The organism is Burkholderia sp. WP42 (genome assembly GCF_000745665.1).
Taxonomy (GTDB): Bacteria; Pseudomonadota; Gammaproteobacteria; order Burkholderiales; family Burkholderiaceae; genus Burkholderia; species Burkholderia vietnamiensis.
This window is the reverse complement of sequence record NZ_JQJT01000022.1, coordinates 40,573-64,267: the sequence shown is the minus strand read 5'-3', so window position 1 is coordinate 64,267 and position 23,695 is coordinate 40,573. Positions and strand designations below refer to the sequence as shown.

At 68.1% G+C, this 23,695-nt stretch carries 17 protein-coding genes; 9 read left to right on the top strand and 8 right to left on the bottom strand.

Annotation, left to right across the window (positions count from 1 at the left end; translation table 11 throughout):
- Positions 1-27 precede the first annotated feature (27 nt).
- Together tssH and tssA are read left to right on the top strand one after the other, a co-directional pair.
- Positions 28-2,700, top strand: coding sequence for a type VI secretion system ATPase TssH (gene tssH / locus EX20_RS14560; RefSeq protein ID WP_034193985.1), 2,673 nt, complete (start codon positions 28-30; stop codon positions 2,698-2,700).
- A gap of 39 nt (positions 2,701-2,739) precedes the next feature.
- Positions 2,740-3,861: a type VI secretion system protein TssA gene (gene tssA, locus EX20_RS14555; protein WP_011883111.1), complete on the top strand. Its 1,122-nt coding sequence runs from the start codon at positions 2,740-2,742 to the stop codon at positions 3,859-3,861.
- 199 nt (positions 3,862-4,060) lie between these two features.
- On the opposite strand, the gene EX20_RS14550 is transcribed toward tssA, so the two are convergent.
- The 5 genes from EX20_RS14550 to EX20_RS14530 all read right to left on the bottom strand — a co-directional run bounded on the left by EX20_RS14550 (position 4,061) and on the right by EX20_RS14530 (position 11,816).
- Positions 4,061-4,636, bottom strand: a complete 576-nt coding sequence (locus EX20_RS14550) for a hypothetical protein (RefSeq protein WP_034194015.1) — start codon at positions 4,634-4,636, stop codon at positions 4,061-4,063.
- A gap of 141 nt (positions 4,637-4,777) precedes the next feature.
- Positions 4,778-5,737, bottom strand: coding sequence for an OmpA family protein (locus EX20_RS14545; protein ID WP_014722347.1), 960 nt, complete (start codon positions 5,735-5,737; stop codon positions 4,778-4,780).
- A gap of 4 nt (positions 5,738-5,741) precedes the next feature.
- Entirely contained in the window at positions 5,742-6,731 is a 990-nt protein-coding gene (gene tagF, locus EX20_RS14540) for a type VI secretion system-associated protein TagF (RefSeq protein WP_011883114.1), read from the bottom strand.
- Positions 6,728-10,669: a type VI secretion system membrane subunit TssM gene (gene tssM / locus EX20_RS14535; protein ID WP_034193984.1), complete on the bottom strand. Its 3,942-nt coding sequence runs from the start codon at positions 10,667-10,669 to the stop codon at positions 6,728-6,730. The genes tagF and tssM overlap by 4 nt, the downstream gene beginning before the upstream one ends.
- Before the next feature lie 301 nt (positions 10,670-10,970).
- Positions 10,971-11,816, bottom strand: a complete 846-nt coding sequence (locus EX20_RS14530) for a M15 family metallopeptidase (protein WP_014722348.1) — start codon at positions 11,814-11,816, stop codon at positions 10,971-10,973.
- 121 nt (positions 11,817-11,937) lie between these two features.
- Between EX20_RS14530 and EX20_RS14525 the strand changes: the two genes are divergently transcribed.
- Complete coding sequence (locus EX20_RS14525) at positions 11,938-12,924, top strand: hypothetical protein (protein ID WP_034193983.1); 987 nt, start codon at positions 11,938-11,940, stop codon at positions 12,922-12,924.
- 179 nt (positions 12,925-13,103) lie between these two features.
- On the top strand, positions 13,104-14,132 hold the full coding sequence (locus EX20_RS14520; protein WP_034193982.1) for a transporter: 1,029 nt from the start codon (positions 13,104-13,106) through the stop codon (positions 14,130-14,132).
- Positions 14,133-14,247: 115 nt separating this feature from the next.
- On the opposite strand, the gene EX20_RS14515 is transcribed toward EX20_RS14520, so the two are convergent.
- Positions 14,248-16,416: a M1 family metallopeptidase gene (locus tag EX20_RS14515; RefSeq protein WP_034193981.1), complete on the bottom strand. Its 2,169-nt coding sequence runs from the start codon at positions 16,414-16,416 to the stop codon at positions 14,248-14,250.
- Positions 16,417-17,061: 645 nt separating this feature from the next.
- Between EX20_RS14515 and EX20_RS14510 the strand changes: the two genes are divergently transcribed.
- The 3 genes from EX20_RS14510 (at position 17,062) to EX20_RS14500 (ending at position 19,768) form a co-directional block, all read left to right on the top strand.
- Positions 17,062-17,556, top strand: a complete 495-nt coding sequence (locus EX20_RS14510) for an LEA/WHy family protein (protein ID WP_011883121.1) — start codon at positions 17,062-17,064, stop codon at positions 17,554-17,556.
- 98 nt (positions 17,557-17,654) lie between these two features.
- Complete coding sequence (locus EX20_RS14505) at positions 17,655-18,788, top strand: methyltransferase (protein ID WP_034193980.1); 1,134 nt, start codon at positions 17,655-17,657, stop codon at positions 18,786-18,788.
- Between the two features lie 89 nt (positions 18,789-18,877).
- Positions 18,878-19,768, top strand: a complete 891-nt coding sequence (locus EX20_RS14500; protein WP_011883123.1) for a class I SAM-dependent methyltransferase — start codon at positions 18,878-18,880, stop codon at positions 19,766-19,768.
- A gap of 64 nt (positions 19,769-19,832) precedes the next feature.
- On the opposite strand, the gene EX20_RS14495 is transcribed toward EX20_RS14500, so the two are convergent.
- On the bottom strand, positions 19,833-20,414 hold the full coding sequence (locus EX20_RS14495) for a DUF1415 domain-containing protein (protein ID WP_034194014.1): 582 nt from the start codon (positions 20,412-20,414) through the stop codon (positions 19,833-19,835).
- Positions 20,415-20,496: 82 nt separating this feature from the next.
- Positions 20,497-21,120 (bottom strand): TetR/AcrR family transcriptional regulator, encoded by a 624-nt coding sequence (locus EX20_RS14490; protein WP_011883125.1) that lies wholly within the window; start codon positions 21,118-21,120, stop codon positions 20,497-20,499.
- A 217-nt stretch (positions 21,121-21,337) separates the two neighbouring features.
- Between EX20_RS14490 and EX20_RS14485 the strand changes: the two genes are divergently transcribed.
- Both EX20_RS14485 and EX20_RS14480 read left to right on the top strand, forming a co-directional pair.
- A complete protein-coding gene (locus EX20_RS14485) occupies positions 21,338-22,624 on the top strand; it encodes an MFS transporter (RefSeq protein WP_011883126.1) in 1,287 nt (428 codons plus the stop codon).
- Between the two features lie 406 nt (positions 22,625-23,030).
- Positions 23,031-23,636 (top strand): nitroreductase family protein, encoded by a 606-nt coding sequence (locus EX20_RS14480; RefSeq protein ID WP_014722357.1) that lies wholly within the window; start codon positions 23,031-23,033, stop codon positions 23,634-23,636.
- The last annotated feature ends 59 nt before the right edge of the window (positions 23,637-23,695 follow it).

Here is a 23,695-nt window from a genome sequence, read left to right as displayed (position 1 = left end):
CAAGCAATCGAACCTGAGATCGACGCCATGAGCACGCCCCTGAAGACCCTGATCACGAAACTGAACCCGCTGTGCCGGCACGCGGCCGAACGCGCGGCGAGCGCGTGCCTGGCGCGCGGCCATTACGAGGTCGATCTGGAGCACCTGTTCATCGCGCTGCTCGACGAGGCGACGGGCGATCTGCCGCTCGCGTTGCGCGCGAGCCGCGTCGATCCGCATGCGCTGCGTGCCGATCTCGAGCGCGAACTCACGCGGCTGAAGACGGGCAACACGCGCACGCCGGTGTTCTCCGTGCATCTGATCGCGCTGTTCGAGCAGGCGTGGCTGATCGCGTCGCTCGATTCGCAGCTCGGCCGGATCCGCTCGGGCCATCTGCTGCTCGCGCTGCTGACCGCGCCCGATCTCGCGCAGTTCGCGCAGCGGATGTCCGCGCAGTTCGCGGAAATGAACGTGACCGACCTGAAGCACAAGTTCGACGAGATCATGGCCGGCTCGAGCGAAGCCGAGCCGCGCCAGCCCGATGGCGACGACGGCGGCGATGCGGTGTCCGACGTGGCGCCGGGCGCGTCCGCGGCCGGCCCGTCGAAGACGCCCGCGCTCGACACGTACACGACGAACCTCACGCAGCGCGCCCGCGACGGCAAGATCGACCCGGTGATCGGCCGCGAAGCCGAGATCCGCCAGGCGATCGACATCCTGATGCGCCGCCGCCAGAACAACCCGATCATGACCGGCGAGGCCGGCGTCGGCAAAACGGCGGTCGTCGAGGGACTCGCGCTGCGGATCGCCGCGGACGACGTGCCGCCGCCGCTGCGCGGCGTCGCGCTGCACGTGCTCGACATGGGGCTGCTGCAGGCCGGCGCGAGCGTGAAGGGCGAGTTCGAGAACCGCCTGAAGAGCGTGATCGACGAGGTGAAGAAGAGCGCGCACCCGATCATCCTGTTCATCGACGAGGCGCACACGATCATCGGCGCGGGCGGCCAGGCCGGCCAGAACGATGCGGCCAACCTGCTGAAGCCGGCGCTCGCACGCGGCGAGCTGCGCACGATCGCCGCGACGACGTGGAGCGAATACAAGAAGTACTTCGAGAAGGATGCGGCGCTCGCGCGGCGCTTCCAGGTCGTGAAGGTCGAGGAGCCGAGCGAGCCGCTCGCGGCCGCGATGCTGCGCGGGATGTCGGGGCTGATGGAGAAGCACTTCAACGTGCGGATTCTCGACGATGCGATCACCGAGGCCGTGCGCCTGTCGCATCGCTACATCAGCGGCCGCCAGCTGCCGGACAAGGCGATCAGCGTGCTCGACACCGCATGCGCGAAGGTCGCGCTCGCGCACAGCGCGACGCCGGCGGCGATCGACGACACGAAGAAGCGCATCGAGCGCATCGACGCGGAGATCGCGTCGCTCGAGCGCGAAGCGGCCGGCGGCGCGTCGCACGACGAGCGGCTCGGCGAGCTGCGCGGCGCGCGCGACACGGCGCTCGCGCAATTGAGCGACGACGAAGCGCGCTATGAAGCGGAGCGCGCGATCGTCGCCGAGATCACCGAGCTGCGCGAGACGCTCGACCGCGCGCGCCACGCTTCGGAAGACGGCGAGCCGGTCGACGTGCCGGCCACGCGCGAGAAGCTCACCGAGCGCGTCGCGGCGCTGCATGCGCTGCAGGGCGGCGAGCCGATGGTGCCGCTGCAGGTCGACGGACACGTCGTGGCCGAGATCGTCGCCGCATGGACGGGCATTCCGCTCGGCCGGATGGTGAAGGACGAGATCGACACCGTGCTGAACCTGCAGCCGCTGCTCGGTGCGCGCGTGATCGGCCAGGATCACGCGCTCGACGCGATCGCGCAGCGCGTGCGCACCGCGAGCGCGAACCTCGAGGATCCGAACAAGCCGCGCGGCGTGTTCATGTTCGTCGGGCCGTCGGGCGTGGGCAAGACCGAGACGGCGCTCGCGCTGGCCGACATCCTGTACGGCGGCGAGCGCAAGATGGTCACGATCAACATGAGCGAGTATCAGGAGGCGCACAGCGTGTCGGGCCTGAAGGGCTCGCCGCCGGGCTACGTCGGCTACGGCGAGGGCGGCGTGCTGACCGAGGCCGTGCGCCGCAATCCGTACTCCGTCGTGCTGCTCGACGAAGTCGAGAAGGCGCACCCGGACGTGCTCGAGATGTTCTTCCAGGTGTTCGACAAGGGCACGATGGACGACGCCGAAGGGCGCGAGATCGACTTCCGCAACACGCTGATCATCCTGACGTCGAACGTCGGGTCGGCCGCGGTGATGCAGGCGTGCCTGAACAAGACGGCCGACGAGCTGCCCGACCCGGACGCGCTCGCCGAGGCGCTGCGTCCGCAGCTGTACAAGACCTTCAAGCCGGCGTTCCTCGGCCGGATGAAGGTCGTGCCGTACTACCCGATTTCCGACGACGTGCTGGCCGAGATCATCGAGCTGAAGCTCGAGCGCATTCGCCGCCGCATCGAAGCGAACCACAAGGCCGCGTTCGAATGGGACGAGTCGCTCGTCGATGCGGTGCTCGCGCGCTGCACCGAAGTCGATTCGGGCGCCCGCAACGTCGACCATATCCTGAACGGCACGCTGCTGCCCGAGATCGCCGGCCACGTGCTCGGCCGGATCGCCGACGGTGCGGCCATCGCGCGCATCGCCGTGCGCGCCGACGACGCGGGCGAATTCGCGTACACCGTCGAATGAGCGCGGCCGCGCTCTCTGCAATGACGAACTGAACCCACCATGCCGATCAATCTCCCCGAGCTGCTGACGCCGATCAGCGATGCGTCGCCCAGCGGCGACGACCTGCTGTTCTCGAACGAATTCGACGCGATCCAGGATGCGCGGCGCCATGACGATCCGACGCTCGACCAGGGCGAATGGGTGACCGACATCAAGGAGGCCGACTGGGGCTTCGTCGTCGACCATGCCGGCGAGCTGCTGCGCACGCGCACCAAGGACCTGCGGCTCGCCGTGTGGCTGACCGAGGCGCTTGCGCTCGAGGACGGCATCACCGGCCTCACCGAAGGTTATGCGCTGCTGGAAGGCCTGTGCCGCGACTACTGGGACACCGTGCATCCGCTGCCCGAAGGCGACGACGTCGAATACCGGCTCGGCAACGTCGCGTGGCTGTCGGGGCGCACGGCCGAGCTGCTGCGCGGCGTCGCGGTGACCGACGGCGCGTCGAACGCGTTCACCACGCTCGACTGGGAGGTCGCGCAGCATGTGGCGCAGGCCGTGAAGCGCGATCCCGAACACGCCGAGGAAATCGCGCGCGGCAAGCCGTCGGTCGAGCAGATCGATGCATCGCGGCGCGTGACGCCGATCGCGTTCTACACGGCGCTGCTCGCGAACCTGAAGGCGTTCGAGTTCGCGCTCGACGCGTTCGAGGAGCGGCTGGTCGAACGCGCGGGCGATTCGGCGCCGAGCTTTCGGCAGACGCGCGATGCGTTCGAGACCGTGTATCGGCTCGTCGAGCGTTTCGCGCGCGAGCAGGGATATACGGGCAGCGCACCGCACGCGCCGTCGGCGCAGCAAGCGCAGCCGGAGCGCGTCGAACCGAGCTTCGGCGACGCGTTCCACACCGAGGAGACCCATGTGCAGACGCAGACCGCTTCGCGTGCGCCGGTGGCGCAAATGATCGCCGGCATCCAGAACCGCGCGCAGGCCGTCGACCAGCTGCGCGCGGTCGCGCGTTACTTCCGCCAGACCGAGCCGCACAGCCCGGTCGCGTATCTCGCGGACAAGGCCGCGGAATGGGCCGACATGCCGCTGCACAAGTGGCTGGAGAGCGTCGTGAAGGACGACGGATCGCTGTCGCATATCCGCGAGCTGCTCGGCGTGAGGCCCGACGAGCAGTCGTGAGCGATGATCGTTTGGCCTGAGAGCCTCAGGTTCCGCAGCGACATGCGGTACTGGCAGGAGCAGAACCGAATCCACGCGAGCCGGAGTGGCCTGCGTTCCTCGAGACACTGAAAACCTCGGCCACACGTACAGACGACGCAGTAGCGCGATGCGGTTTTACGGACTCGCCGATACGCTATCGGCGAGCTCGCACGTTGCGTCATAAACCGCTGACGCGACTCCGCGCTCGCCGCGCCTTGTGTTTCACCGCCTGCTTTTTGCGATCCTCGCCCCACGGCAACAGCGAAACGCTCACCGCACACAGCATCAACCCGCCAACCAGACCGAACAGCGCGAATCCGGTTTCACGCACCCATGCTCCGCCAACAACCGCATCGTTACGCCGAGCAACGCCGGGAAACATCGGCGAAACGCGCAGCCCGTCGGTCGCGGCCGCGCTGCAATACGTATGGGTGAATGCGCCGAACTGTTCGCGGCTGAGCTTGGACGCTTCCGAACGCGAATACACCGGTGACCCGGCCGGCCGCCACGTCGTGTCGTACTGCCGCGTACGTTCCGCGCCATACCGGAACACGGCGCGCGCCTCCCAGGTCACGGCGGATTTCCCATACCGGAGCGACAACTCGCATCGCTCGACGACGGCGGGCACGCGAGGCCACGCACGGGCGCGAACGAGGATGGCGGAATCGATCGCGTCCGCCGCACCCATCAGCACGAGCGTCGCGCCAACGAGCAGCAGAACGGCCGACCGCAGGCAGCGCAGTGCGTCTTTCACGGGAACGGCCGGATCGAACGATCGACCGACCAGCGGACCGGTGCATTGACCAGGACGCGGCCCATCGATCGCGCCCGCGCGATCCACGTTCCGCGTTCACCGGCGTCCTGCCGTCGGCTCGCCATGCCCACACCCGCGCGTCTACTGCCCCACCCGGAACTCGATCCGTCGGTTCCTCGCCCGCCCGTCCGCCGTATCGTTCGGCGCGATCGGCTGATCCGGCCCGACGCCCGTCGTCGTCATCTGCTGAGGCTGGATGCCCTTCGTGATCAGATAGCCCTTCACCGCATCCGCGCGCGCCTGGCTCAGCGCGATGTTCGAGGTCCGGTTCCCGGAGTTGTCGGTGTGCCCGATGATGTCGACCGTGCGGTTCTGCATCTTCGCCAGCGCCGCCGCCATCTGATCGAGAATCTGCTTGCCTTGCGGCGTCAGCGTCGCGCTGCCGGTCTCGAACTCGATCGTGCGGTTCGCGAGCGTCTGGTCGAGCACGCCCTGTTCGGACGCCGACACGCGCAGCCCGTTCTTGATCGTGTAGGTCGGGTTCAGCGAATTCGCCATGTCGCTCGCGAGCTGCTGGCGCTGCGCTTCGTTGTGCACCTCGCCCTTCACCTCGATCTGCGTGCCGTTGATCTTCAACTGGCCCTTGCTGATCTGCTTGAGCTGCGCGCCGAGCAGCTTCTGCACGTTGGTGCTCCAGTTCGGCGGCGTCGCGACGTCGCCCACCTCGATCTGGTCGACCACGTTCGCCGCGCCGTACGTGTCGCGCAGCTTCTGCAGCACGGCAGCCTTGGTCGCCTCGTCGGGCACCTTGCCGCCGGCCACCACCTGGCCGGGCGTCGCGTTCGCCGGCGGCGGCGTGATCGTGCCGGCCGTGCCGTGCACGACCGTGCCCGACGCCGTGCCGGGCGCGGCCCCCGGTGCGGCGCTCGCATTCGGCGTAGACGGCAGCGCCGTCGTCGCGACCGTGCCGTTGCCGACCGGCGTGACGGTCGCGCCGCCCGTGTTCTGCGCGTAGGCGCTGCCGGCGACGAGCCCGGCCGCAGCCAGCGCGGCGAAGAACGGCAGCAGGCGCGCGCGCCGTGCGTGAATCGTGCGTTGCATCGCGTCAGCCTCCGATGAACGCTTCGCGGAACGCGTCGATGGCGACGCGCAGCGACAGTTGCGGTTGGTCGAGGTAGCTGACGAGCTTGCTGATCCGGTGGTCGTTTTGCGCATGGGCGTCGATCCACTCGGGATCGTCGATGTCGATGTTGTGGGCGGCGTAGGTCTGCGGATCGACGACGCTCAGCAGCGTCTTCGACGACGCACCGTTGAAGCCGACGATCAGTCGTTCGCGCTCGGCGATCGTGCCGATGAAGATCGCGAGCTCGAAATCGGCCTGCGCGACGAACGGTGCAATCAGTTCGAGCCAGAACGCGGCGACGAGGCTTCGGTAGAACGGATCGACCGGCAGCGGCAGCGTCAGGCCGCGCTCGATGTGCGACGAGCCGCTTTGCATCACCGGCCGCAGCAGCGAGCCGAGCGCGAGCATCGCGCCGCGCAGCCGCACCGGATGGCCGCTCTCGAGCAGCATCTGCTGCAGCCCGTACAGCGACTGGTGTTCGACGAAGTCGTTGAAGGTGCCGTCGTGCGACGTGCCGGGGCCGCCGACGTCGATCGGCACCTGCGTGTCGCCGAGCGCCTGCAGCGCGCCGGGCGGCTCCTCCTTCGCGAGCAGCGCCGGCATCTGCGCGGCGACGCGCGACCACAGCCGCGCGAACGCGAGCGGGCTGCGCGCGAGGAACGCGAGCGGCCGCTCGACCTCCAGCGCGGTCGCGCCGAGGAACGGGAAGCGGCGCATCGACACGTCATGGCTCGCGACCATGTGCCCGGCGATCGCCAGCTTGCTGCGCGAGCCGAGGAACGCGAAATGCATCGGCTTCGCATCCTCGTAGACGATCTTCCAGCGCGGATCCTCCGCGAGCAGCTCCAGCGCCTGCGCGATCCAGCGATCGAGCGTCTGCAGCAGCTGCGGGTTGTGCGGGCTCTTCACGAAGTCGCCGCGCGACGGAATCTTGCCGAAGTAGGCGATCTGCGCCTGAACGGTTTGCGTCATTGCGCCCCCTGTGCATTCGTTGCGGTGGCGGCCGCGACGGCCGGTGCCGCGGCCGGCGCGCCGGCGCCCGCCTGCGTCGCGTTCTGTGCGGCGCCGGCGCTCGCGTCGGCGATCGACGACGGCAGCTGCAGACCGCGGAGGCTCTGCTGCTGCGGCTGGTCGCCGCCGCCGCCGGTCGGCTGCGACGTGCTGATGATGCGCATCGTCACCGACACGTTCACGCTGCCCTGGACCCACGTCAGATCGAACGTGCCGTCCGGGCGGCGCTTGCGCTGCGCCGAGTTGATCAGCTTCTCGAGACCGTAGCGGCCCGGCTCGTTGACGAGCTGCACCGTGCGGCCGTCGAAGGTCGTCGCGGACAGCGTCGCGCCGGGCGAACCCTGCGGGTTCGGCCACACGAAGTTGGTCCACTGCGGCGGCGTGTTGCGGTAGCGCAGTTGCTGGCCGTCGATCGCGATCGTGTATTCGGTCGTGCCGGTGCTCGGCTGCGGCAGGATCTGGAACACGGTCTGCGGTTCGGACGCGGCGGCCGCGCCGCCTGCCGCACCGCCCGCGAGCGGCGCGACCCAGCGCGCGAAGCCGTTCGTGAAGTCCGGCGTGAGGCCGATGCCCATGTCGCCCCACGTGCGCGCGGCGAGGGTGTCGCCGCGGCGCACCGCGAGCGGCCCGAGCGTCGTGCCGACGAACTTCGCGATCGCGCCGTCCGGACCGAACACCTGCGCGATTTCACCGGCGCCGGCCTCGACCTTCGCGTTCGGCGCGAACGGGTACTTGGTCGCGAGCGAGCTCTGGAACGGCTGGTACACCTGCGCGTTCCACACCTTGTTCACTTCCGCGCTGGCCGGCTGGATCACGACCGAGAACGCCTGCATCAGCGGCCGCACCAGCAGCGGACGCAGCGACTTGCGTTGCGAATCGGTGAGGCCCGTCAGCATCTGCTCGTCGACGAACTTCAGCGAATCGGCCAGCTCCGAGCCGTTGCCGTCGAGCGTCTGCTGCATCAGCTGACGCGCGCCGGGGCCGGGGTCGCCCTGGTTCTTGATCACGTTGAAGCGCGTGCGCACCTTCGACAGCGTGTCCATGTAGCCCTTGAGCATCGACGTGCCGTCGTGCGTCGCGACGATCCGCGCGAGCCCGACGAACTCCTGGCCGATCGGACCCATCGGCACCTCGGCCGGATTGCCGTTGATGTCGATGTTCGCGGCCGTCATCTGGCCGGCCTGCGAGCGCGTGAACCACTGCTTCACCCAGTTCACCACGCCCGTCTGCGCCTTCTTGATCGTCACGTTCGCGAGCGACGGGTTGTCCCACGAGGTCTGGTCGTACGCGGTCTCGAGGATCTTGCGGATCGGCGAATCCTGCGGGTCGCCCAGGCGGTTCATCCCGTCGACGGCCTGGCCGAAGCTCGTGAAGCCCTGCACCGCGATGCCCTGCATGAACTTCTGCCAGTGCTGCGCGTATTCGGTCTTGTACATGCCGACCAGCGTCTTCTGGATCTGCTCGGGGCTGCCCTCGAGCGTCAGGTCGTCCTGCGTCGACGTGTTCAGCACCCAGTCCTTCGCCTGCAGTTCCTTGGTCGCCGCGTCGCGGATCGCCGGCTGCACGTAGTCGAACCACGCTTCGCGCGTGAACGTGCCCGGAATCGCGTAGCTGCCGGCGATCAACCCCTGGTTGCCGTCGCCGACGATGCGCGCGATGGTCATCGGCGCGAAGCGGGTCGACGCGCGCGCCTTGATTTCCTCGTAGACGCGCTGACGCGCCGGCATGCCGCGCACGACGCGGCGCAGGTTCTCGCGCGTCTGGTCGACCAGCGCGAGGTTCGCGTCGATCATCGGCCAGTCGTCGTCGTTCACGCGCGACAGATAGAACGAGATCATCCGCTCGGCGCTCTTGATCATCTCGTCGCGCGGCATGTTGCCCCGGTTCGTCTCCAGCCAGCCGCGCCAGAAGCGCGCAAGCTGGTCGGTCAGGTGCGCCTGCTCGACGTGACGCTTGTCGGCGAGCATCAGGTAGGTCTTCAGCGCGTTGTACGCGTCCTGCACGTTGGTCGGCGACGCGTCGCTGTAGAGGCCGCCCTGCGGCGCCGCCGGCTGTTGCGGCGCGGCGGCCGGCGTGGCCGACGCGCCTTGCGCGGCGCCGGCGAGTGGCGTGGCGCCCGGCGGATTGGTCGAGACCGGCATCGCGCCGCCCTGCACCGCGCCCGATTCGGGCGGACGCGTCATCGGCACGAGCTGCTCGGGGTGCGCGTTCACGTCCTTCATGAACGACGCGAGATTCTGCGACACCGGCGCGAGCAGGATCTGCCGCACGCCGTTGTAGTACTCGGTCAGCAGATGCTGCTCGAGGCGGTCGCCCTGGTACAGGCCGAGCGACACCGACATCGGCTTGTCGCGGCGGAACTGCTCGAGCTGCTCGATGCGGTCTTCGAGAATGTCCATCGCCTGCAGCCGCGACTGCAGGTCGTTGCGGCCCTGCTGCAGGCGCGTGACGTTGTCGAGGTCGGCCTGCACGTTGGCGACGAGCTGCTGGTTGCCGATCGTCGACCAGGTCCAGCCGCCGAGCGCGAGCGCGAGCGCCGCGACGAAGCCGAAGAAGGTCGCGTAACGCAGCCGCGTCTTGGTGGGGCTCGCGAACTGGCGCACGGTCTGACGGTCCGCGAAGATCACCTTCGAGAACAGGTCGCGCAGGAAGAAGCCGTTCTTCGAAAATGCGCTGTGCGGCTTCGGCAGCGCGCTCGCGTCGAGGCCGAAGCGCTGAGCGATGCGCTGCGCGGCGGCGCTGTTGGTCTCGCCTTCCTGCAGTGCGCTGGTGAAGTAGAAGCCGCGGAAGATCGGCTTGTACTGGAACGGGTTGTTCTCGAACAGCGTCGCGAGGAACGCGCGCAGCGCCGGCTTGATCGTCGAGAATTCGAGCGGGAAGCTGAGCTGGCCCGGCGACAGCTGGTTGCCGCGCGACAGCGACAGCTGCGCGACGCTGATCTCCTTCAGCCCCTCGTACAGCTCCTCGAAGCGCTCGTCGAACAGCGTGACGACGTCGCGCTTCTCGTCCGGTTCGTAGGGCAGGGTGGCGCCCCACACGCGGTCGTATTCGTGCTTGTCGCTGCTGCTGAAGAATTCGGTGAAGCCGGTGATCAGGTCGGCCTTCGTGAACATCACGTAGACCGGTGCGAACACTTCGAGCTTTTCGGTCAGCTCCTGGACGCGCTGACGCAGGTTCTTCGCGAGGTTGATCGCGAACTCGGGGCGGTTGCCGGTGAGCTCGGCGATGCTCGCGGTGACGATGATGCCGTTGATCGGCGCCTTCGGCCGGTAGCGTTTCAGCAGGCCGAGAAAGCCGAGCCACTCGCTGCGGTCTTCCTCGTGCACCGAGTAGCGGCCGGCCGTGTCGAGCAGGATCCCTTCGGTCGTGAAGAACCAGTCGCAGTTGCGCGTGCCGCCGATGCCGTGGATCACCGCGCTGTTCTTGTCGGCGAACGGGAACTGCAGGCCGGAGTTCAGCACCGCGCTGCTCTTGCCCGCGGCCGGGTTGCCGATCACGATGTACCACGGCAGTTCGTACAGCGCGGAGCCGCCCGACACCTGGCCGATCTTCGACGTCTTGATCGTCTTCACCGCATCGGACAGGCGCGTGCGCAGCACGTCGAGGTCGGCGGTCTTCGTGTCGGGCGCGAGCGCGGCCGCGGCGGGCGCCGTGATCTTGCCGGTTTCGGCCTGTTCTTCGAGCACCTGGCCGAGCTGCTGGTTCGCGCGCTTCACGCGCCAGCGGCGCCACAACGCGACGGCGAGCCACAGCACGAGGATCGCCGCGAACGCGAGCGCGGCCCACAGCAGCGGCAGCTGCAGCATGTCGGCGACGATGAAGAGAATCGCCGCTAGCGCGACGATCCCGACGATCGAGAGCGTACGCGGATGAGTCAGCACGTTGAGGATGCGTTGCATAGGACGTTCAGGTTCCGGTGCGATTCGGTGAGGCGACGCGGGCGCGCCGAGCGGACAGCGTGGCGCCGCGATGTGTCGCCGCGCTGTCAGGCGGGATGAAAAGGGCTGGCATCAATGCGCCCGCGGCATCGGAGAAGGCGCGCGCATTAATGAAAGGATGCCGTGAGAATTAAAACGGAAGCGGGCGCCCGAAAAAATCGCGCAACGGAATGCCCGATCGATTGCGCCGCCCAAATCATTTCCTGCCGGGTGTTTGAAAAGCCCCATGCCGCCCTCATTATTTCTTGTCCGGCAGCCATGACTAGCTGCCGCGTCCCAGTTTAAAACCGGGTTTATGGTATTCCACGTGTCCGAGATCCATCATTTTCCATCGGCCGCCCCACGTCAGGCCGACCTGCTCGGCAACCTGCCCGTACAACTGGTAGCCGCGCATCGCCCACGGATCTTTCTCGGAAATGACCAGCTTGCCGTCGCGCAGGAATGCGTTGTCCGCTGCGAGCCCGAACTGGTGATAGCTCTGGAAAGCGGCCGCATTGGTCACGTTGGTGCCCATTTGCGCGAGCCGGTTCTGACGTTCCGGACTCCGATAACCCTCCAGCAGCGCCATCTCGTAACCATACTGTTCGTGCATGATCTTGTAGACCAGCAGCAAACGCGTACGGAAATCGGGATCCAGCAGGTTCCAGTCGCGGCTCGCATCCTTGAGCGCGGGCCGCACCTGCTCGACCTCCCGCGTCGCAAACACTTCAGGCGGCAACGGCGGCGGCGGCACGAGCTGCTCGCCCTGCAACAGCGCGGCGATCTTCTCGTCGGGCACGCGCGCGGTGTCGTCGTACTGAAACAATTGCCGACCGCGTAACGCAATGGCCACCAATGGCGGCGTCGCAAGAATACCTGCCGATACCATAATCATCAAGCGCCGTCGAATCAGTAAATTTTGCACATCGCTTAATGCGCCGCGCGTAACGCTTGCCGATTTAACAATTTGACTGCGCGTGCGGGCGGCGCGATCGGTTGCGCGGCGCGTCAGGCGGCCATGAAATTGCGCGACCGAATCGAAAACGGCCGCGCGGATACCCGGTAAAAGCAACAGTGCCGCGACCGCGACGGCGAGGGCGAAATAGGCGACGAGGGCGACGGCAATCAACGATATCCCCGGAAATTGGAATTGATTGTGTTTTGCAATGCTTGCTCTTAGAATCAGGCTGCCTTGAGAGGCCGGGCTATATTATCGCGGTGAATTAAACCAGGATTCAATGAGACGCTGAATGAGTGCGCCGGAAAATACCAATTCGAAAACCCCGCCTAGCCTCCTGTCCGACACCAAACCGGCAGGCGAGGGCGGGCCGCAGCAGTCGCGCATTCTCGCGAATCTGGAAGGACGCGTCACGCCGCCGGCCGAAGCGCCGCGCCGTTCGCTGAAGGCGCCGATCGCGGCGATCGTCGCACTGGTGGTGGCGGTGGGCGGCTGGGGCGCGTGGCGCTGGCAGCAGCAGTCAGCCGAGCCCGCCGTCGTGGCGGCCGCGCCTGCTCAGGCGCCCGCGAAGGCCGAGCCCGCCAGCGGCGCTGCCGCGCAGGTCGCGCAGAATGCCGCCTCGGCCGCGTCCGCGACGCCGGCCGCGCAACCGGCGACGATCGTCAATGACGACGCCGCATCCCAAACCGTTGCATCCGCATCGTCCGCGGCGTCGGGCGCGGACAACAGCCGCCTGTCGCGCGCGCTCGCGAACGGCGCCGCCGACGCATCGGGCACGGCCGCGACCGGCGTCGCCGCCGCGACGGCCGCCGCCGCTGCGACGAAGAGCGCGAAGGCCAACGGCGCGAAGAGCGACAAGCTCGCCGCACGCGGCAAGGCCGACGCGAAGGCAGACACGAAGACCGAAACCAGGGCGGAAGCGCGCAAGCGCCACAAGGAGCAGCAGGCGGAGCTCGCACAGGCGAAGAAGCGGCGCGACGCGACGGCGCGCACCGCGAACGCGAAGGCCTCGGCGAAGGACGATCCGGATGCGGATCTGCTGGCCGCGCTCGTCGCACGCACCAAGCCGGCCGACAAGAAGGCCGCCGCGCAGAAGGCGCAGGCCGCACCGACCAAGACGGCCGCGACGACCGGCGGTTCGCTCGCCGCGCGCGTGAAGGAATGCGAACAGCGCGGCTTCTTCGAGGATCAGCTGTGCCGCTGGCGCGTGTGCGACGGTCACTGGGGCAAGGATCCGGCGTGCCCGAGCGCGGCGCAATCGCCGGAGACGCGGCAGTAACCGGCGTCACGCCGATCGGTTCGTCGCCAATGCGCCGCCCTCCGGGCGGCGCATTGCGTTTGGGCCGTCGCCGTGCCCGCAGCGGGTGACGGCGAGCGCGTCACGCGCGCGTCACATGCGTCGGGCATACGTTTCCTTTCATTTTCCGGCGCGACCGACGCGGCACGACCTTCGACACGATGGACCTGATCGTACAGACTTACGGCGCCGATACGTCCGGCATGGTGTGCGGATTCCGTTTCACGCCGGGTGGATCGGGCGCGACGCTCGATGCCGAGGCAGCGGCCGCATGGCTGCGCACGTGCCGCGCGCGCGATGCGTCCGCCGCGGACGACTTCGTCTGGCTGCACTTCAATCTGGCGCACGGCGCGAGCGAGCGCTGGATGCGCACGCACCTGGGCCTGCCCGACAGCTTCTTCGCGTTCCTGCACGAAGGCTCGCGCTCGACGCGCATCGAGCAGGAAGACGGCGCGCTGCGCGCGATCGTCAACGACGTGATGTTCAACCTCGAGCTGACGCCGTCGGAGATCGCGACGCTGTTCGTCCACGTCGAGCGGCGCATCATGGTCACCGCGCGGATGAAGCCGCTGCGCTCGGTCGACACGCTGCGCGCGTGCGTGCGCGACGGCGAGCGCTTCCGGTCGCCGGCCGAGCTGCTCGTGCATCTGCTGCGCGACCAGGCCGACCTGCTGATTCAGATCATGCGGCGCACGAGCGTCGACGTCGACCGCATCGAGGATCGCTTCCTGTCGCAGCGGCTCACGTCGAATCGCGTCGAGCTGGGCGCGCTGCGCCGCACGCTGACGCGCCTGCAGCGCATGCTCGCGCCCGAGCCCGGCTCGATCTTCCGGCTGCTCGCGAAACCGCCCGCATGGCTGCATGCCGAAGACGTGCAGGAGCTGCGCGAGTCGACCGAAGAGTTCTCGCTGGTGCTCGGCGATCTGTCGGGGCTCAACGAGCGCATCAAGCTGCTGCAGGAGGAGATCGGCTCGCGGCTCGACGAGCAGAACAACCGGACGCTGTTCACGCTGACGCTCGTCACGGTGATCGCGCTGCCGATCAACATCGTCGCGGGCTTCTTCGGGATGAACGTCGGCGGCGTGCCGTTCGCGGAGAACAAGCACGGCTTCTGGCTGATGGTGCTGCTGGTGGCCGGCTTCACCGCGCTGGCCGCATGGTGGGCGTTTCGCCGGCGCGGCGAGCGCTAGCGGCGCGCAAAAAAACGGGCCCCGCATGCGGGGCCCGGCGCAGGACCAGACGGTTCGAACGCCGGCCGGCGCCGCGCATGCGGCGGCCCCGGCCGGGCGAGCGCCGCCGTCGCCGTTACTGCACCAGCGTCTTGCGCGGCTTGAACATGCCCTGGTAGCGCAGCGACGGACGCTCCTTCGTCGTCGGTGCGATGCCGCCGAAGCTCGGCGTCTGACGCAGCTTCATCGCGGCCGGCGAAGCGACCGAGCCGATCGACGTCGAGCGCGAAGCCGGCGCGAGGTTGTTCGCGACGAGCAGCGCGGCCTCGCTCTTCAGGTTCGCGAGCAGCACCGGATCGGTCGAGCTGTTGACCTGCGTGAGCAGGCCGCTCCACGCGGCGTCGCTGTAGTTCACGACGTAGTAGTCGAGCCCGCTCGGATCGGCGACCACGCCCGTGCAGCCGTCGACGCGCGTCTGCGCCTGGGTGTCCTTCAGCGCGAGCGTCGTGCGCTGTGCGAGCCCCTGGCCGTACGCGAGCGTGATCGGCACCGTCCACTGCAGGCCCGGATACGCGTTCGTGTTCGGGAACGGCTGCTGTTTCAGCGTGACGATCGTCTGGTTCTTCGTCATGTCGCACTGCGTGTCGAGCGTGACCAGCGGCACGCCGGTCTGACGCACGTAGCTGTCGCCGATCGGGCCGACCGGCTGGCCGCTCGCCTTCGACAGCTCGTCCCACAGGCGCTTCGGCGTACCGTTGCCGAACGAGTAGTCGACCAGGTACTGCTGCAGGCCCTTGCGCAAGGTCTGCTCGCCGAGATAGTTCTCGAGCGTCTTCAGCACATGGCCGCCCTTGTCGTACGTGAACGCGCTGGCGCTCAGCACGAAGTCGTTCGACGCCCAGTCGTTGAAGTTCGGCGCGACCGGGAACGCGTTCGGGCCGATGTCGCGGTTGATCACGCGGTACTTGTTCTTCACCTGGTCGAGCCAGCTGAACTCGTCGGGGAAGAACTGGATCGTCGTCTTGTTTTCGAAGAACGTCGCGAACGACTCGTTGAGCCACACGTTGTCCCACCAGTCGGTCGTGACGAGGTCGCCGAACCACTGGTGCGCGACTTCGTGCGTCAGCACCTCGTTACCGTAATGCGACATCGGCTGGCCCGGCTGCGGCAGGATGTCGTCTGCGAACTCGAGAATCGAGCCCCAGTTCTCCATCCCGCCGAAGTTCAGGTCCTTCTGCTCCTTGAACGCGTCGTTCGCGGCGACCGTGTCGAACTTCGTCAGCGGCAGCGGGATGCCCGTGTAGCGGTAGTAGAAGTCGAGCGCCTGCTTGGTGCGGTCCATCGCCGGCTTCGCCCAGTCGCTCATGCCCGGCGGCGTGAACACGCGCAGGTGCAGGCTGCCCTTGGCGCCCGGCAGCGGGCTCGTGAAGTTGTCCTCGTAGGTGTCGAACATGCCGCCGCCGAAGAACAGCAGGTACGACGGCATCGGCGGCGTCTTCTCGAACTGCACGAGCTTGTAGCCGCCGCCGACGTTGGTCGACGGCTTCTCCGCCGCGTTCGACACGACGCGCCAGTTCTGCGGCACTTCGGCCGTCACTTCATAGGTCGGGCGGAACGCCGGTTCGTCCCAGCCCGGGAACCACTGGCGCGCGAGGTTGGTTTCGCCCTGCGTGAGGATCGCGCCGCTCGTCGTGCCGTCGGTGCTCTTCAGGTCGACGCGGAACACGCCTTCGGCGGCCGAGCAGCCCGGATACGGATCGTCGCCGCAGCTGCCGCCGGTGTGGTTCACCGGATCGTCGTACGACTTGAAGTTGATGATCCCCGACCACTCCATGTGCAGCGAATAGTTGCCCGGTGCGATCGTGCCGGCAGCGGGGCGCAGCTGGTAGAAGTCGCCTTTGTCCTGCGGCGTCGCGATCAGCTGGATGTTGCCCGGCTGCAGCGTGATGCGGCCGTTCGTGAACTTGATCCGGTGGCCGGCGATCACGATGTTGTTGACCGGCTTCAGCACCTTGATTTCGACGTCCGCACGCCCGTCGAACGCGTTCAGCGCTTCGTTCGGGCGGAACCACAGCCGGTAGTTGACGGGCACCACGGTGTCCGGCAGTTCGACCGGCGACACGCTCTTGTCGACGTTGGACGCGCTCGGCGCCGTGGCGACCGCCGGCGACGAGCTCGCTTGCGGCGCACCGGCCGAGCTGAGCGCGGAAGCGGAGCCCGAGCCGCCGTCGTCGCCGCCGCAGCCCGCGAGCGCGAGTGCGGCAACCAGCGGCAGATAACGCATCTTCTGAATGTTGATCGGCATGACTGAAACCTCGATTGTTGAAAGAATCGTTCAGTGCTGCGAAAACGCCGGCAAAGGAAATCCCTCGCCGTTAATCGGTGGCGATGACGGATGCCAATGACGGTTTATTCGAAAAAGACGGCGGCCGACTACGTGAAGGTAATCATGGTTTACTGCCCCCTCTGTGTTTCCGGATATCGGTTGACTTGCCGGTTCAAAATGGCCGTGCGCGGGTTGTACTGAATTGATTTCGCGCGCACGACACGGGGCCGCGCGCCCTGCGCGGGCACGCATTCCCTTGATTCCCTTTGAAACGACGACCCACGGGGCGGACCGCGCCGGGCCGCAGTACGGCAGGACGGCATGTCGCCGTTCCGTAAAATCGCCGTCATGCGGCTTCGAGGTTTGTCGGCCTGCTCGAAGGATGCGTAAATATACTTGATGGTTTTGGGTAAAGGAAACGAAAAAATTAGAAAGCGTATATCTAGAATTTTTTGCATGGCATTGAATGCCGGTCGGTATTAATTCGCTTTCGGAGGCTTCAGTCGTTTCCGTAGTTTTAATCTATTAACGATCTCGCCGCGAAGTGGAAACTACGAATCGGGGCGCGGTCGGTACAATGCAGCGACGATCCATTCCGCCGATTGCCGCCAAGGAGGCCTGCCGATGACCCGCGCCCTGTTCCGTATCGCACCGCTGCGCGCCGCGCTGTTGCTGTTCGCCGCGCTGTTCATGCTCGGCGGTTGCGCGGGCCTCACGCGCGAGCCCGTGTCCGTGACGGTCGCCGGGCTCGATCCGCTGCCCGGACAGGGCCTCGAGATGCGCTTCGCCCTCAAGCTGCGCGTGCAGAACCCGAACGACACGCCGATCGAATACGACGGCATCTCGGTCGCGCTCGAGGTGAACGGCTCGCCGTTCGCGAGCGGCGTCAGCGATCGCTCGGGCGTCGTGCCGCGCTTCGGCGAGGCCGTGATCGACGTGCCGGTGTCCGTGTCGGCATTCGCGGCCGCGCGCCAGGCGTGGAATCTGCCCGGCGCGGCCGCGAGCGGCGAGTTGCCGTATGCGCTGCGCGGGCGGCTCGCGGGCGGCGCGCTCGGCGCCGTGCACTTTCGCGACGCCGGCACGTTGCGCATGCCGGCGCTGCCGGCGTGGGGCGGCTAGCCGGCCGCCGTTTTGCCGGGACGGGCAAAGCGCGGTATGGTGTCGTCCGCGCGGTGCGTCTGCACCGCCTGTCTGAAGCCAACCGTAGCCGAGCTCGCGTGACCGATTTCCCCGTTTTCCACTGGACCGACGCCGACGGCGTCGAACATGCCGTGCGCTGGCGCTCCGAAGCGGGCGTGCAGCCGCCGCGGCGCGCCGTGCCGGCCGACGACCGCATCACCGCGGACGCCGCCTACCGCCTCGCGTGCGAGGGCACCGCGCTGGTCTGGCAGGGCGACTTCCAGAACGCGCGCCAGCTCGTGCAGGCGCTGGCGCGGCGCGTCGAACGCAAGCCGAAAAAGGCGAAGGCCGCGGCCGGCGTCGACGCGTTCAACCTGCACCGCCTCGCGCAGTCGCAGCGCGCCCGCACGCTCGGCATGGTGCTGATTCCGCTCGACGCCGACTACACGATCCCGCTGCGCCGCGCGCCCGACGTGCGCGCCGCGTGCGAGGAAGCCTACGGGCCGGGCGGCACGCCGTCGGTCGTGTCGCTGCGCGAACTGCTCGGCCTCGTCGGCGCGCACGAATGGCGCAAGAAGGGCGTGCCGATTCCCGCGCTCGGCGGCGCGCCGATCCATCCGCATTACGGCGTGTTCTCGCCGGTGCGCGGCGAATACGTCGAACTCGTCGCGCGCACGCCGCTGCCGGCCACCTCGCTCGCGTTCGACATCGGCACCGGCACCGGCGTGCTCGCGGCCGTGCTGGCGGCGCGCGGCGTCGAGCACGTCGTCGCGACCGACCAGGATCCGCGCGCGCTCGCATGCGCGCGCGAGAACGTCGCGCGGCTCGGCCATGCCGATCGCGTCGACGTCGTCGCGGCCGATCTGTTTCCGGCCGGCCGTGCGCCGCTCGTCGTCTGTAATCCGCCGTGGGTGCCGGCTCGCCCGAGCGCGCCGATCGAGTACGCCGTCTACGATCCCGACAGCCGCATGCTGCGCGGCTTCCTGTCGGGCCTCGCCGCGCATCTCGCACCGGGCGGCGAAGGCTGGCTGATCCTGTCCGATTTTGCCGAGCATCTCGGCCTGCGCTCGCGCGACACGCTGCTGCAATGGATCGACGAAGCCGGGCTGGTCGTGCTCGGCCGCGAAGACATCCGCCCCGCGCATCCGAAGGCCGCCGACGCGGACGACCCGCTCCACGCGGCGCGCCGCGCGGAGGTCACGTCGCTCTGGCGGCTCGGCGCGCGAGCCTGAGCGCGCATTTTCGGTAAACTGTCGCCATTCCTCACGAATCCCCGCCGCCGGGCCGTGGTCGACCGACCGTGGCCCGGCGCCGCTTCACGATGTCGAACAAGACCTACGAAATCCGTCCGGAGCAGTCCGTCGAGCTGCTCAAGGAACTGCACATCCTGACCCGCGACGGCAAGCTGAACCAGGACAGCCGTCGCAAGCTGAAGCAGGTGTATCACCTGTTCCAGTTCATCGAGCCGCTGCTCGCGAGCGTGCAGGCCGACAAGGGCAGCGTGACGCTCGTCGATCACGGCGCCGGCAAGTCGTATCTCGGCTTCATCCTGTACGACCTGTTCTTCAAGCAGCAGCCGGGACACGGCACGCCGGCGTTCGCGTCGCACGTGTACGGGATCGAGACGCGCGAGGAGCTCGTCACGCGCTCGGCCGAGCTGGCCGCGCGGCTCGGGTTCGGCGGGATGTCGTTCCTGAACCTGTCGGTCGCCGATTCGATCACGTCGCCGCAGCTGCCCGAGACGGTCGATGTCGTCACCGCGCTGCATGCGTGCGATACGGCCACCGACGATGCGATCCGCTTCGCGCTCGCCAAGCGCGCGCAGCACATCGTGCTGGTGCCGTGCTGTCAGGCGGAAGTCGCCGGCGTGCTGCGCAAGAACAAGGGCAAGTCGCTCGCGAATGCGCTGACGGAAGTGTGGCGGCATCCGCTGCATACGCGCGAATTCGGCAGCCAGATCACCAACGTGCTGCGCTGCCTGCAACTCGAGGCGCACGGCTATCAGGTGAGCGTGACCGAGCTGGTCGGCTGGGAGCACTCGATGAAGAACGAGCTGATCATCGCGCAATACAAGAACCTGCCGCGCCGCAAGCCCAGCGAGCGGCTGAACGAAATCCTCGCGATGTTCGGGCTCGCCGAGCTGAACGAGCGCTTCTTCGTGCCGGCGGCCGCGGCGCCGGACGCGCAGCCTGCGGCCGATCACGCGGGCTGACGCGCAGGGCGTACGTCAGGCACGCCGCGGGTGTGACATGCGCCGGCGGCCGGCGCGCGACGGGTCAGACGTCGTCGCCCGGCCGCTCCATCCATTCGCGCCAGCCATCGTGGCCGAGGCGGCGCAGCGTCTGCTGGTTCTTCTCGTAGATCGCGGACGCGTCCGGAAACGCGTCGACCGCGCGCGCGATGCTGTCCTCGCGCAGCAGGTGCAGCATCGGGTAAGGCGCGCGGTTCGTGTAGTTCTCGATGTCGTCGGCTTCGCTGCCTTCGAACCGGTACGCCGGGTGAAAGCTCGCGATCTGCAGTACGCCGCCGAGCCGCAATTGCTGCACGAGCCGGTCGGCGAAGAACAGCGCATCGTTGTAGTCGACGAAGTCCGCGAACACGCGCGGAAAGATCAGCAGCGTGGTGTCGATACGCTGCGGATCGGCCGCTTCGAGCGCGCGCAGCTCGGTTTCGAGATCGGCGAGCGCGTCTTCCAGCGTCGTCGCCTCGCTGATCGCGTAGCGCACCTGCTCCTTCACGTACACGCTCTTCGCGAAGGGGCACAGATTGAGCCCGATCACCGCGCGCGCGAGCCAGTGCCGCGTGGCGGCGAGGATGTCGTCGTGCGAATCGTGCGGGCCGGGGCGGGTGTCGGTCATGGCGAAGGCGGTCGGGTAGCGCGGCAGCGAGGGGCGCATTGTAGCCGGCCGGCGCGCGCTGCAATCTGACTTGCGTCGTCCGTCATGCGCACGCGGCCTCGATCAGCTGCGTCGCCAGCGCGGGCGCGGTGCCGATCGGCGTTTCGCCGTGCCGGTAGGTCTGGCTGGCTGCGTAGATCCCTTCGATCACGAGCGCGAGCGCATCGGCGAGCGCCTGCGGCGCGCGCGCGCCGGCGCCTTCGCACAGCTCGACGAGCCGCTTCATCAGCAGCGCCTTGTTCTGCGCGACGCGCTCGCGCGCCGGGTGCGACGCGTCGGGAAACTCGGCCGCGACGTTGACGAACGGGCAGCCGCGATAGTCCTGCTGCGTCGCGCGCTCGGCGAGATCGACGAAATACTGGATCAGCTGCGCCTTCGGCTGCCCCGGATGCTTCGCGACGCTCGTATCGAAACGCTCGAAGAAGCACGCATCCATCCGCTCCAGATAGGCGAGGATCAACTCGTCCTTCGACGAGAACTGGCGATACAGGCTCATCTTGTTGACGCCCGCGCGTTCCACGACCGCCTCGACGCCGACCGCCCGCACGCCTTCCCTGTAAAACAGCTCCTCTGCTGCGCGCAGCAGATGCTCCTGCGCGGCGGCCGCGGTGACCGGCCGCCGCGTGCGGCGTGCCGGCGCCTTGTTGGCCGCCTCGATGCCCGACATGATGACCCTCGACTGCATGGTGAATTGCTTGACATGTTACCGACTGGTCACTACGATCGCAACACACTTGTGACCAGTCGGTAACAATGCTGATCGGAGCGACGGACAAATGCCAGGTGTCGGCCAGGGTCAGCCGACGCAGCGTGCGGCGGAGGTGGCCCGGCGGTGACGTGGCGGCGCATGCGCGAGCGCGGGCCGCCAACTGGAGAACGACGAGATGAACTGGGCGGTGACACGAATCGGCGGGCGCTTTCACTACGGATGGCTCGCGGCGGCGGTGGTTTTCCTGATCCTGCTGGCGGCGGCCGGCACGCGGGCGACGCCCAGCGTGCTCATGGTGCCGCTCGAGCGCGAACTCGGCTGGAGCCGCGCGGCGATTTCGCTGGCGATTTCGGTCAACATCGCGCTGTATGGGCTGACCGGCCCGTTCGCGGCGGCGGCGATGCAGCGCTTCGGGCTGCGGCCGACGATCCTCACCGCGCTGGTCACGTTGAGCGCGGGCGTCGCGCTGTCGTCGATGATGACGCAAAGCTGGCAGATGGTCGTGGTGTGGGGGCTGATGGTCGGCTGCTCGACCGGCGTGGTCGCGCTGACGCTGTCGGCGACCTTCGTTACGCGCTGGTTCCATGCGCGGCGCGGCCTCGTGATGGGCATCCTGACCGCGAGCACGGCCACCGGCCAGCTGGTATTCCTGCCGATGCTCGCCGCGATCGCGCAGCGCCACGGCTGGCGCCCGGTGGTGCTGGTCGTCGCGGTGGCAGCTGCGCTGGTGATTCCGCTGGTCGCGTTCCTGCTGCCCGAGCGGCCGGCCGACGTGAAGCTGCGCCCGTACGGCGAGCCGGCCGACGCGCCGGCCGCGCCCGACGCGACCAAGGAGAATCCGCTCGCGGTCGCGTTCCGCACGCTGCTGACGGCGAGCCGTTCGCGCGACTTCTGGCTGCTGTTCTTCAGCTTCTTCATCTGCGGCGCGAGCACCAACGGCTACGTCGGCACGCACCTGATCGCGATGTGCAGCGACTACGGGATGACCGAAGTGCAGGGCGCGTCGCTGCTGGCCGCGATGGGCGTGTTCGACCTGTTCGGCACGACGCTGTCGGGCTGGCTGTCCGACCGTTACGACAATCGCGTGCTGCTGTTCTGGTACTACGGGCTGCGCGGGTTGTCGCTGATCTATCTGCCGCATGCGTTCGGCATCGACTTCTTCGGGCTGCCGCTGTTCGCGATGTTCTACGGGCTCGACTGGATCGCGACCGTGCCGCCGACCGTGCGGCTCGCCACCGACGTGTTCGGCAAGGCGGCGGCGCCCGTCGTGTTCGGCTGGATCGTCGCCGGCCACCAGCTCGGCGCGGCCTTCGCGGCGCTCGGCGCCGGGCTGCTGCGGGCGAGCCTCGGCACCTACACGGTTGCTTCGATGATCTCGGGCGGGCTGTGCATCGTCGGTGCGCTCATCGTGCTGCGGATCAACCGCGGCCCGTCGCGGGCTGCGGCGCAGCCGGCTGTTTGAGGGTGGTTGGCCGGCGGGGGCGCACGGCGCACGGCGCCTGCGCGCGGGGCGCGCAAGAAGCATGTACGAGGCGCGCACGGGGCACACGGCGCACGCAGGAAGCATGCACGGGTATCCAGGGGGGGCGCACGAGGTGTGCATCAGGCACGCATGAGGCACGCACCGCGCACGCAGGGCCATGCCGGGACACGCACGGTTGCGCGGCTGCCCCCGTATAGATCGACCGGCCGAGGTCGCGCGCGATGCTCGGCAAGCCGGTTGCGGCCCGCGCTGGCCGGCTTCGCGAGCCTATGCAGGATCGTCGATTTGCATTGCGCGGGATGTGCGGGCGCGTGATCGCCCAAGCGGTTATGCTTGCGGTTCGCCGGGCGTTCGCGCCCCTTCATCGATGTCAGCGAGGAACCGCATGTCCGTCAAACCTGCCCCCACCACTGTTTCGATTCACGATCTGATCTCGGGCCGCTGGAGCCCGCGCGCGTATTCGGACGAGCCGATCAGCGCCGCCGATCTGCACGCGGTGCTCGAAGCCGCGCGCTGGGCGCCGTCCGCGTACAACGCGCAGCCGTGGCGCTTCATCGTGTTCGATCGCACGCAGGACGAAGCCGCATTCAAACGCGCGTTCGCAACGCTGGTGCCGTTCAACCAGGGGTGGAACGCGCCGGCGCCGGTGCTGATCGCCGTCACCGCGCACACGTTCACGCCGAAGGGCGAACCGGCGCCGACCGCGCTGTACGACGCCGGCGCGGCGGCGATGTCGCTGGTGCTGCAGGCGCACGCGCTCGGGCTCGCCGCACACCAGATGAGCGGCTTCGACGCGAAGGCGTTCCGCGACGCGTTCGAGATCCCGGCCGACGTCGCGATTCCGGCAATCATCTCGCTCGGCCACTACGGCAACGTCGACAAGCTCGATCCGGTGCTGCGCGACCGCGAAAAGGCCCCGCGCACACGCCATGCGATCGGCGAGATCGCTTATGCCGGCGCGTGGAAGAAGGGCTTCGACGCGGCGGCCTGAGCCGCCGAGCGCGGCTCGGTGCGCGGGCGAGCCGCGCGTCGGCCGCGCGCCGGTGTGGC